We start from the raw sequence: 12,190 nt of genomic DNA on the forward strand, positions 1-12,190 counted from the left end.
CCCTCCGTACCCCTGTGCCCTTCACCGATGGAGAAGTGACGTTCGATGTCGAACACCGAAGAAAAGCTTCGTCAGTATCTGAAGCGGGTCACAGTGGACCTCGGCCAGGCCCGCCGGCGTCTGCGCGAGGTGGAGGAGCGCGCCCAGGAACCGATCGCCATCGTCTCCATGGCGTGCCGCTTCCCCGGTGACACCCGTACGCCCGAGGCCCTCTGGCAGCTGGTCGCCGACGGCGGCGACGCCATCGGTGACTTCCCCGCCAACCGGGGCTGGGACCTGGAGAGCCTCTACCACCCCGACCCCGACCACCCCGGCACCAGCTACGTGCGCCACGGCGGCTTCCTGTACGACGCCCCGGCCTTCGACCCCGCGTTCTTCGGCATCAGCCCGCGCGAGGCCCTGGCCATGGACCCGCAGCAGCGGGTGCTGATGGAGACGGCCTGGGAGCTCCTGGAACGGGCCGGCATCGACCCCGCCGCGCTGAAGCTGAGCCCCACGGGCGTCTACGTCGGCGCCGGCGTGCTCGGCTTCGGCGGCGCCCAGCCCGACAAGACGGTGGAGGGCCACCTCCTCACCGGCAACGCGCTGAGCGTGCTCTCCGGCCGGATCTCCTTCACCCTCGGCCTCGAAGGCCCCTCGGTGAGCGTCGACACTGCCTGCTCCTCCTCGCTGGTCGCGATGCACCTGGCGGCGCAGGCACTGCGGCAGGGCGAGTGCGAGCTGGCCCTCGCCGGCGGTGTGACGGTGATGTCGACGCCCGGCGCGTTCACCGAGTTCTCCCGGCAGGGCGCGCTGTCGCCCGACGGCCGCTCCAAGGCGTTCGCCGCCTCCGCCGACGGCACCGGCTTCTCCGAGGGCGCTGGCCTGCTCCTCCTCGAACGCCTTTCCGACGCCCGCCGCAACGGCCACCAGGTCCTCGCCGTGATCCGTGGCTCCGCCGTCAACCAGGACGGCGCGAGCAACGGCCTCACCGCCCCCAACGGTCCCTCCCAGGAACGCGTCATCCGCGCCGCCCTCGCCAACGCGGGCCTCGGCGCCGCCGAGGTCGACGCCGTCGAGGCACACGGCACCGGCACGAAGCTCGGCGACCCCATCGAGGCCGGGGCGCTCCTCGCCACCTACGGCCGCGACCGGGACGAGGACCGGCCGCTGTGGCTCGGCTCCGTCAAGTCGAACATCGGCCACCCGCAGGGCGCGGCGGGCGTCGCGGGCGTCATCAAGATGGTGATGGCGCTGCGCAACGAACTGCTGCCCGCCACCCAGTACGTCGACGAACCCACCCCGCACGTCGACTGGTCCACGGGCACCGTCAAGCTCCTGACCGAGCCCGTGCCGTGGACACGCGGCGAACGCCCCCGCCGCGCGGGCGTCTCCGCGTTCGGCATGTCCGGCACGAACGCCCACGTGATCCTGGAGGAGGCGCCCGCGGAAGAGACCCTTCAGCGGACCGACGAGTCTCCTCAGCGGACCGATGGGCCCCCGCAGCAGACCGACGAGTCCCCGGAGCAGGCCACCGGGCAACCGTCGACACCGGCGACGGAACCCCTCCCGGAGTCGCGACCGGTGGCGGGCGGGGTCGTGCCATGGATCGTCTCCGCGCGCGGCGACGACGCGCTGCGCGCCCAGGCCGCCCGCCTGGCCGAACACGCGGGCACGGACCCGCGACCGGCGTCCCCGGCCGAGCTGGGCTGGTCACTGGCGACGACCCGGTCGGTCTTCGAGAACCGCGCCGTGGTCATCGGCGAGGACCACGCAGGCCTCCTCGACGGCCTGCGCTCCCTCGCGTCGGGCGACGCCTCGCCCGACGTGGTCTCCGGGACGGCGGGCGCCACGGGCCCGGGCCCGGTCCTGGTCTTCCCCGGCCAGGGCGGCCAGTGGGTGGGCATGGGCGCCCGGCTCCTCGACGAGTCGCCGGTCTTCGCCGCCCGGATCGCCGAGTGCGAACAGGCCCTCTCCCCGTACGTCGACTGGTCCCTGACCGACGCCCTGCGCGGCGACGGATCCGAACTGGCCCGGATCGACGTCGTCCAGCCGGTGCTGTGGGCCGTCATGGTCTCGCTCGCCGCCGTCTGGGCCGACCTCGGCGTCACCCCGGCCGCGGTCGTCGGCCACTCCCAGGGCGAGATCGCCGCCGCCTGCGTCGTCGGCGCCATCTCCCTCGACGAGGCCGCGCGCATCGTCGCCGTGCGCAGCATCCTGCTGCGGCAGCTGTCCGGACGCGGCGGCATGGCCTCCCTGGGCATGAGCCAGGAGCAGGCCGCCGACCTGATCGACGGGCACCAGGGCGTGGTCATAGCCGCCGTCAACGGGCCGACCTCCACGGTCATCTCCGGGCCCCCGGACGGCATCGCCGCCGTCGTCGCCGACGCCCAGGAACGCGGCCTCCGGGCCCGCGCGGTCGCCTCCGACGTCGCCGGCCACGGCCCGCAGCTCGACGCCCTCCTGGACCAGCTCACCGAGGGCCTCGCAGGCATCGCCCCGACCGCCACCGACATCGCGTTCTACTCCACCGTCACCGGCGGGCACCTGCCCGACACCACCGGCCTGGACACGGAGTACTGGGTACGGAACGTGCGCCGCACGGTGCGCTTCGCCGACACGGTCGACGCGCTGCTCGCGGACGGGTACCGGCTGTTCATCGAGGTCAGCCCCCACCCCGTCCTCAACCTGGCGACGGAGAGCCTCATCGAACGGGCCGAAGTGGCCGCCACCGTCGTGCCCACCCTGCGCCGCGACCACGGCGACACCATCCAGCTCACCCGCGCCGCCGCCCACGCCTTCACCGCCGGTGCCGAGATCGACTGGCGGCGCTGGTTCCCGGCCGACCCCACCCCCCGTACCGTCGACCTCCCCACCTACGCCTTCCAGCACCAGGACTTCTGGATCGCTCCGGCCGGCGGGAAGGCCGGTGACCCGGCCGGACTCGGCCTCGCCGCGTCCGGGCACCCGCTCCTCGGCGCCTGCATCGGCCTCGCCGGCGGAGACATACACCTGCTGAGCGGCCGGCTGTCCCGGCAGTCGGCGTCCTGGCTTGATGACCACGCCGTGGCCGGCCAGGCGCTGGTTCCCGGCGCCGCGCAGGTCGAGTGGGTGCTGCGGGCCGCCGACGAAGTGGGCTGCCCCGCCCTCGAGGAACTCACGCTGCGGACACCGCTCGTGCTGCCCGACTCCGGAGGCCTGCAGATCCAGGTCGTCGTGGACGCGGCCGACGCGCAGGGGCGACGCGACGTCCAGGTGTTCTCCCGCCCCGATGACGACGACGCCTTCGCCTCCTCCCGGCCCTGGACCTGCCACGCCGCCGGTGTGCTCGGCCCCCGGCCGGCCGACGCCACGGCGGACACCCTCGACGGCGCCTGGCCCCCGGCCGACGCCGAACCGGCGGACCCCGAGGAGCTCTACGCCCGGGCCGACCGCACCGGATACGGCTACGGCCCCGCGTTCCGCGGAGTGCGCGCCCTGTGGCGCCACGGCAAGGACGTACTGGCGGAGGTGAGCCTGCCCAAGGAGGCCGGCGACCCGGCCGGTTTCGGCATCCACCCGGCCCTCTTCGACGCCGTCCTGCAACCCGCCGCCCTGCTGCTGCCGTCCACCGACGCCGGACAGGTGTGGCTGCCGTTCGCCTGGAACGACGTGGCGCTGCACGCCGTGCGGGCCACCACCGTCCGGGTACGCCTGACGCCGCTCGGCGAACGGATCGACGAGGGGCTGCGCATCACCGTCGCCGACGCGGTGGGCGCTCCCGTCCTCACCGTCCGCGACCTGCGCTCCCGCCCGACCGACACCGGCCGCCTCGCCGCGGCCGGATCCCGCGACCGGCACGGACTCTTCGACCTGGTGTGGACCGCACCCGAGCCCGCTTCCGCACCGGTCCCGGTCCAGGCCGCGGACGACAGCTGGGTGACCATAAACGACGCCGCGAACGCGGATGCCGCGAGCAAGGCGGACGCATACGAGGACGCATACGAGTACGAGGACGCGGTGAGCCTCGCGGAGCTGCTGGCGTCGGTCGAGGCCGGCGCCCCGGTGCCGCCGCTCGTGGCCGCCCCCGTCGAACCGGCCCCGGGCGACGACGGTCTCGCACTCACCACCCGTGTCCTCGACCTCCTCCAGACCTGGCTGGCCTCGCCCCTGACGGACTCCCGCCTCGTGCTGGTGACACGGGGTGCGGTCGCCTTCGACGGCGACGGCGACGGCGACGGGGAGGGCGAGAGTCGTGGCGATGGTGACGTGGACGTGGCGGCGGCGGCCGTCTGGGGCCTGGTCCGCAGCGCCCAGTCCGAGAACCCCGGCCGCTTCACGCTGATCGACCTCGGCCCGGACGACACGCTCGCCGCGGCGATGGCGGCGGTCGGCCCGGACGAGTCGCAGGCGGCCGTGCACGGAGGCGAAACGCGGGTGCCCCGCCTCGTCCGCGCAGTGCCCACGACACACGCAAGCACCGAGACCACGGGGACCGCTGAGGCTACTGAGACCGTTGAGACCGCCAAGGGGATCGACCCGAACGGCACGGTCCTCATCACCGGCGGCACCGGCGTCCTCGGCCGGCTGGTGGCCGAACATCTCGTACGGGAGTGGGGCGTACGCCACCTCCTGCTGGCGAGCCGACGCGGCGACGCGACCCCCGGAATCTCGGAACTTACGGGGAAACTCGACGAGTTGGGCGCCCACGTGTCGGTCGCTGCGGCCGACGTCGGCGACGTGGAGTCGGTCGCCCGCCTGGTCGCGTCGGTCGACCCGGCGCACCCGCTGACCGGCGTGATCCATGCCGCGGGTGTCCTGGACGACGCCGTGGTCACCGCGCAGACCCCCGAGAGCCTCGCGCGCGTATGGGCGGCGAAGGCGACCGCGGCACGGCACCTCCACGAGGCGACCCGCGAGACGCCCCTCGGCCTGTTCCTGGTCTTCTCCTCGGCGGCCGCCTCACTCGGCAGCCCCGGACAGGCCAACTACGCGGCCGCCAACGCCTACTGCGACGCCCTCGTCCAGCACCGCCGCGCGCAAGGCCTCGCGGGCCTCTCCATCGCCTGGGGCCTCTGGGAGGCGACCAGCGGCATGACCGGGGAGCTGAGCCGGACGGACCTGGCCCGCATGAAGCGGACCGGATTCGCCGCGCTCACCGACGAGGGCGGGCTTGCCCTGCTCGACGCCGCCCGCGCCCACGACCACGCCTACGTGGTCGCCGCCGACCTCGACCCCCGCGCTGTCACCGACGGCCTCTCGCCCCTGCTGCGCGCGCTCACCGCCTCCGGCACGCGTCGCCGCGTCGCCTCCGAGGGTCTCGCCGACGGAGCGCTCGCGGGCCGCCTCGCCGGACTCGACGCGGAGGGCCGCCTCCGGCTGCTCACCGATGTCGTACGCGAATACGTCGCCGCCGTCCTCGGCCACGGCTCGGCAGCCCAGGTGAAGGTCGACGTGGCCTTCAAGGACCTCGGCTTCGACTCGCTGACCGCGGTGGAACTGCGCAACCGGCTCTCGGCCGCCTGCGGCGAACGGCTCCCCGCCACCCTCGTCTTCGACCACCCGACACCCCAGGCCCTCGCCACCCACCTGGTGCACCGCCTGGCGGGCACCGGCCCGGCCGCCACCACGCCCGCGTCCGCCTCCGTGCCCGCGACGGCACACCCGCGGCGGACCGCGTCCGACACCGACGACCCGGTCGCGATCGTCGCCATGACCTGCCGTTTCCCGGGTGGCGTGACCTCGCCGGAAGGCCTGTGGGACCTGCTCGAAGCGGGCACGGACGCCATGGGTGCCTTCCCCACGGACCGCGGCTGGGACCTGGAGCGCCTCTTCCACCCGGACCCCGAGCACATCGGCACCAGCTACACCGACCAGGGCGGATTCCTGCCGGACGCGGGCGACTTCGACGCGGCGTTCTTCGGGATCAATCCGCGTGAGGCGCTGGCGATGGACCCGCAGCAGCGGCTGCTGCTGGAGTCGGCGTGGGAGGTGTTCGAGCGGGCGGGCATCGACCCGACGACGCTCAAGGGCAGCCTGACCGGCACCTACGTGGGTCTGATGAACCACGACTACGCCAAGTCCTTCCCCGAGGCCGACGCCCAACTGGAGGGCTACGCCTACCTGGCGAGCACCGGAAGCATGGTCTCCGGGCGCGTCGCCTACACCTTCGGCTTCGAGGGTCCGGCGGTGACGGTCGACACGGCGTGCTCGTCGTCGCTGGTCTCGATCCATCTGGCGGCGCAGGCGCTGCGCCAGGGCGAGTGCGACCTGGCCCTCGCGGGCGGCGTCTCGATCGTGGCGGACCCGGACATGTTCGCGGGATTCTCGCGCCAGCGCGGCCTCTCACCCGACGGCCGCTGCAAGCCGTACGCCGCCGCGGCCGACGGAGTCGGCTTCTCCGAGGGCGTCGGCGTACTCCTGCTCGAACGTCTCTCGGACGCGCGCCGCAACGGCCACCAGGTCCTCGCGGTCGTACGGGGTTCAGCGGTGAACCAGGACGGCGCGAGCAACGGCTTGACGGCGCCGAACGGTCCCTCGCAGGAGCGGGTGATCCGTCAGGCGCTGGAGAGTGGGCGCTTGTCCGCGGCCGACGTCGATGTCGTCGAAGGCCACGGCACGGGGACGACGTTGGGTGATCCGATCGAGGCGCAGGCGTTGTTGGCGACGTATGGGCAGGGTCGGCCGGTGGAGCGGCCGTTGTGGTTGGGTTCGGTGAAGTCGAACATCGGTCATACGCAGGCTGCCGCGGGTGTGGCGGGTGTGATCAAGATGGTGTTGGCGATGCGGCATGGTGTGGTGCCGGCGAGTCTGCATGTGGATGAGCCGACGCCGCATGTGGATTGGGAGTCGGGTGCGGTTCGGCTGGCGGCGGAGACGGTGGCGTGGCCGGAGGCGGGCCGGGTCCGTCGTGCGGGCGTCTCGTCGTTCGGCGCCTCGGGCACGAACGCACACCTGATCCTGGAACAGGTTCCGGAGCCGGACGTCGAGCCGGTGGCCGAAGCGGCGGACGGCCCGGGGGACTCGGTGTTGCCGGAGGTCTCCTCCAGCGTGCCGTGGGTGCTGTCGGCGCGTGGCCCCCAGGCCCTCCGTGCCCAGGCACGCCGCCTGCACGACCACGTCGGCGACGCGCCCCACACCCGGCCGGTCGATGTGGCGTGGTCGCTGCTGAAGACCCGGGCACTCCACGACCACCGCGCGGTCATCGTGGGCGCGGAACGGGCCGACCTGATGGCGGGGTTGGAGGCACTGGCGGCCGGAGAGCCGCACCCCACGCTGATCGGCTCGCCCTCGTCGCAGCCTCGCCCGGGTGGCGAGACGGTGTGGTTGTTCAGTGGTCAGGGGAGTCAGTTGGTGGGGATGGGGGCCGGCCTTTATGAGCGGTTCCCTGTCTTCGCTGAAGCCTTTGACGAGGTGTGTGCGCGGTTGGATGCGGAGCTTGGGGCTTCGTTGAAGGATGTTGTTTTTGGTGGTCCGCGGGAGTTGTTGGATCACACGATGTGGGCGCAGGCCGGGTTGTTTGCGTTGCAGGTGGCTCTGGCGCGGTTGTGGGAGTCGGTCGGGGTGCGCCCGGATGTGGTCGTGGGCCACTCGATCGGGGAGATTGCGGCTGCGTTTGTGGCGGGTGTGTTCGGTCTGGAGGATGCGTGCCGGGTGGTGGGTGCGCGGGCCCGGTTGATGGGTGCGTTGCCTGAGGGTGGCGCGATGTGTGCGGTGCAGGCCACGCCGACGGAGCTGGCGGCGGATGTGGACGGCACGGGTGTGAGTATTGCGGCGGTCAATACTCCTGATTCGACGGTGATTTCGGGCCCGTCGGATGTGGTGGAGGCGATTGCGGGGCGGTGGCGGGAGCAGGGCAGGAAGACCAAGGCCCTGTCGGTGAGTCACGCTTTCCATTCCGCGCTGATGGAGCCGATGCTGGCGGAGTTCACCGAAGCACTGCGGGAAGTCGAATTCCGCCAGCCCTCGATTCCCTTGCTGAGCAATGTCTCGGGTGAGCGTGCCGGTGAGGAGATCACGCAGCCGGAGTACTGGGCGCGGCATGTACGTCAGGCGGTTCTGTTCCAGCCTGCCATAGCTCAAGTAGCCGAGACCGCCGCAGTGTTCGTGGAGCTGGGTCCCGCCCCAGTTCTGGTGACCGCTGCTCAGCACACGCTGGACGAGTTTGCTGGCTCGGAGCCGGTGTTGGTGTCTTCGCTGGCGGGGGAGCGGTCGGAGGAGTCGGCGTTCTTCGAGGCCGTGGCCCGTCTGCATGTGGCGGGGGTTGCCGTGGATTGGTCGGGGTTGTTCCCGGCGGGTCCGGTGCCGCGGGTGGTGGATCTTCCGACGTATGCCTTCCAGCGTGAGCGGTTCTGGTTGTCGGCTCGCGCGGGTGGTGGAGATGCGGCCGGGCTGGGACTGGTGGCTGCGGGGCATCCGTTGCTGGGTGCGGCGGTGGAGTTCGCCGACCGGGGTGGGTGTCTGCTGACGGGACGGTTGTCGCGCTCGGGTGCGGCCTGGCTTGCCGATCACGTGGTGGCCGGGACTGTCCTGGTGCCGGGTGCGGCCCTGGTGGAATGGGTGTTGCGCGCCGGTGATGAGGTCGGCTGCGGGGCGGTGGAGGAGTTGATGCTGCAGGCGCCCGTGGTGGTGCCCGAGGCGTCCGGACTTCGTGTGCAGGTCGTCGTCGATGAAGCCGATGACCAGGGCCGTCGCGGGGTGCAGATCTATACCCGCCCTGATGGGGACACCACAGACGGCGACGACACCTGGGTCTGTCACGCCACTGGAACGCTCGCTCCTGAAGTCGACGTAACGGGTGCCGATTTGACGGGTGTCTGGCCGCCCACCGATGCCGAACCCGTGGGCATCGAGGACTTCTACGCGCAGGCGGCGGAGGCCGGGTACGGATACGGTCCGGCCTTCCAGGGTCTGCGTGCGGTATGGCGGCACGGGAAGGATCTCCTTGCCGAGGTGGCGCTGCCCGAGGCCGCTGGAACCCACGACGGTTACGGCATCCACCCCGCCCTCCTGGACGCCGCCCTCCACCCCCTCCTCGCCGACCGTTTCCTGAGCGGCAGTGAGGACGAGCAGGTCTACGTGCCGTACGCGTGGACCGGTTTGTCCCTGCGCGCCGTGGGGGCCTCGACGGTGCGTGTACGGCTCCGTCCGGTCGGGGAGAGCGCCGAGCAGGGTCTGAGCGTGACGGTCGCCGACGCGACCGGCGGCCCGGTCATGAGTGTCGGCACCCTGCAGACGCGTCCCGTCAAGCCCGGTCAACTGTCGTCCGCGACGCAACAGCCCGCCATTCGAGGCCTGTTCACGGTGGACTGGGCCCCCCTTCAGGCTGCGTCGACCGACGTGCCGGAGTCTGGTGGCTGGGTCCGTCTCACGGACGGCGCCGACTTGGCCGATCTGGTGCGGCCGGGCGGCGAGGTGCCGTGGGCGGTGCTGGCTCCTGTCGCGGACTCCGCCGACGACGACGCTCTGCCGGTGGTGGAGAGGGTGCTGGCGCTGGTGCAGGAGTTCCTGGCCGTACCGGAGCTGGTCGAGTCCCGGCTGTGCGTCGTGACGCGGGGTGCGGTGGCCACCGACGGTGGCGGTGACGTGGACGCGGCCGCGGCGGCCGTGTGGGGCCTGGTGCGCAGTGCGCAGTCGGAGAACCCGGGCCGCTTCGTCCTGCTCGACGTCGAGAGCGAGGTCGAGGGCGACGTCGTCTCGAAGGTCTACGAGGAGCTGCCCCAGGGTCTGCTGCGGCATGCCGTGGAGAACCTCGACGAGCCTCAACTCGCCCTGCGCGGCGACCAGCTCCACATCCCCCGCCTCTCGCAGGCACGCCGCACGAACGAACTGGTCGCCCCCACCGGCGAATCGGCCTGGCGCCTGCGGATGGTGGACGGCGGTTCGCTGGACGACCTGGCGGCAGCCCCCTGCCCGGAGGTCCTCGAACCCTTGGCACCCGGACGGATACGCCTGTCCGTGCACGCGGCGGGCATCAACTTCCGCGACGTCCTGGTCGCCCTCGGAATGGTCCCCGCGTACGGGGCCATGGGCGGCGAGGGCGCCGGCATCGTGACGGAGGTCGCGCCCGACGTCACCCATGTCTCGGTCGGTGACCGCGTGATGGGTGTGTTCGAGGGGGCGTTCGGCCCCGTCGCGACCGCGGAGGCGCGGATGGTCACCCGCGTACCGCAGGGCTGGGACATGCGCGAGGCCGCAGGCGTCCCGGCGGCGTTCCTCACGGCTTGGTACGGGTTGGTGGAGCTGGCCGGTCTCAAGGCGGGGGAGCGGGTGCTGATCCACGCCGGTACAGGCGGCGTAGGCATGGCGGCGATTCAGATCGCCCAGCACCTGGGCGCGGAGGTATTCGCGACCGCGAGCCCGGCCAAGCACGCAGTACTGGAAGAGATGGGAATCGATGTCTCCCATCGCGCCTCCTCCCGGGATCTCGCCTTCGAGGAGACGATCCGGGCGGCGACCGACGGCCAGGGCGTCGACGTCGTACTCAACAGTCTCGCCGGGGAGTTCATCGACGCGTCGCTGCGACTGCTCGGCGAGGGCGGCCGGTTCCTGGAGATGGGCAAGACCGACCTCCGTACCCCCGAGGACGTGACCGCCGAGCACCCCGGAGTCGCGTACACCGCATACGACTTGGTGGGTGATGCCGGTCCTGACCGCATCGGCCGGATGCTGGACCAGCTCGTCGAGTTGTTCACCTCAGAACGGCTTAAGCCGTTGCCGGTACGTTCCTGGCCGCTGGACAAGGCGCGGGAGGCGTTCCGGTTCATGAGCCAGGCAAAGCACACCGGCAAGCTGGTACTCGACGTACCCGCTCCGCTGGACCCCGATGGCACGGTGCTGGTCACCGGTGGTACGGGTGCGTTGGGCCAGGTGGTGGCGGAGCATCTCGTGCGTGAGTGGGGTGTGCGTCATCTGCTGCTGGCCAGCCGCCGTGGCCCCGCTGCTCCTGGTGCTGAGGAACTGGTGGACCGGCTCGGTGAGTTGGGTGCTGAGGTACAGGTCGTGGCCGCTGATGTCGGTGATCTGGCGTCGGTGGTGGAGCTGGTCGGCAAGACCGACCCCTCCCACCCCCTGACCGGTGTCGTACATGCGGCGGGTGTCCTGGAGGATGCCGTGGTCACCGCGCAGACGCGTGAAGGTCTGGGGCGGGTGTGGTCGGCGAAGGCCGCTGCCGCGGAGAATCTGCACGAGGTGACGCGCGGGATGCGGCTGGGCCTGTTCGTGGTCTTCTCTTCCGCGGCGGCCACCCTCGGCAGCCCGGGCCAGGCCAACTACGCGGCAGCCAACGCTTATTGCGACGGTTTGATGCGTCACCGCCGGGCCATGGGCATGGCGGGGCTGTCCGTGGGCTGGGGGCTGTGGCAGGACACGGCGGCAGCGACCGGCCAGACGGCCGGCGCGACCAACGGGGCCGTCGGCGGGATGACGGGCGGGCTCAGCGGCACCGACCTGGCCCGCATGAGCCGTATCGGCGTGAAGGCCATGACCAATGAACACGGCCTGGCCCTTTTGGACGCCGCACACCGGCACCCCCACCCCCACCTGGTGGGATTCAACCTCGACCTGCGCACGCTCGCCACGCACCCCGTGGCGACCAGGCCCGCCCTCCTGCGCGGTCTGGCCGCCTCCACCAAGGGTGGGACGAGCAGGCCGACGGCCACGGCGGGTGGACACCCCGCCGACCTGGCCGGCCGGCTCGCCGCGCTGCCGCCGACCGACCGGCACCACACGCTGGTGAGGCTCATCCGGGAGCAGGCGGCCACCGTTCTCGGGCAGCACACCGACGCGCTCGCCACCGGCAGCACCTTCAAGGAACTCGGATTTGACTCCCTCACCGCCGTCGAACTGCGCAACAGGCTGTCCGCCGCCACCGGCCTCCGCCTGCCCGCCGGCCTCGTCTTCGACCACCCGGACGCCGACATCCTGGCCGAACACCTCGGCGCGCAACTCGCCCCCGACGGCGACGCGCCCGCCGGGCAGGAAGCCACCGACCCGCTCCTGCGCGACCTGGCGAAGCTCGAGAACGCCTTGTCAAGCACCCTCGTCGAACACGTCGCCGTCGACACCGACGCCGTCACGGCACGCCTTGAAGCGCTCCTGGCCAAGTGGAAGGCGGCCGGCGCGTCGCCCGACTCCGGCAGCACGAAGGAGCAGCTCCAGGTCGCCACGACCGACCAGGTCCTCGACTTCATCGACAAAGAACTGGGTGTGTGAAACGACCGTGCACGGCGCG

General features: G+C 72.0%; 1 protein-coding gene. It reads left to right on the forward strand.

Annotation, left to right across the window (positions count from 1 at the left end):
* The first annotated feature begins 45 nt into the window (after positions 1-45).
* Complete coding sequence (locus tag ACZ7DY_RS02270) at positions 46-12,171, forward strand: SDR family NAD(P)-dependent oxidoreductase (RefSeq protein WP_471128894.1); 12,126 nt, start codon at positions 46-48, stop codon at positions 12,169-12,171.
* Positions 12,172-12,190: the final 19 nt, after the last annotated feature.

The organism is Streptomyces sp. NPDC037013 (assembly GCF_055607265.1).

Bases quoted from the DNA above. Each gene is read 5' to 3' on its own strand.
- ACZ7DY_RS02270 (WP_471128894.1), top strand. From the start codon at position 46: ATGTCGAACACCGAAGAAAAGCTTCGTCAGTATCTGAAGCGGGTCACA.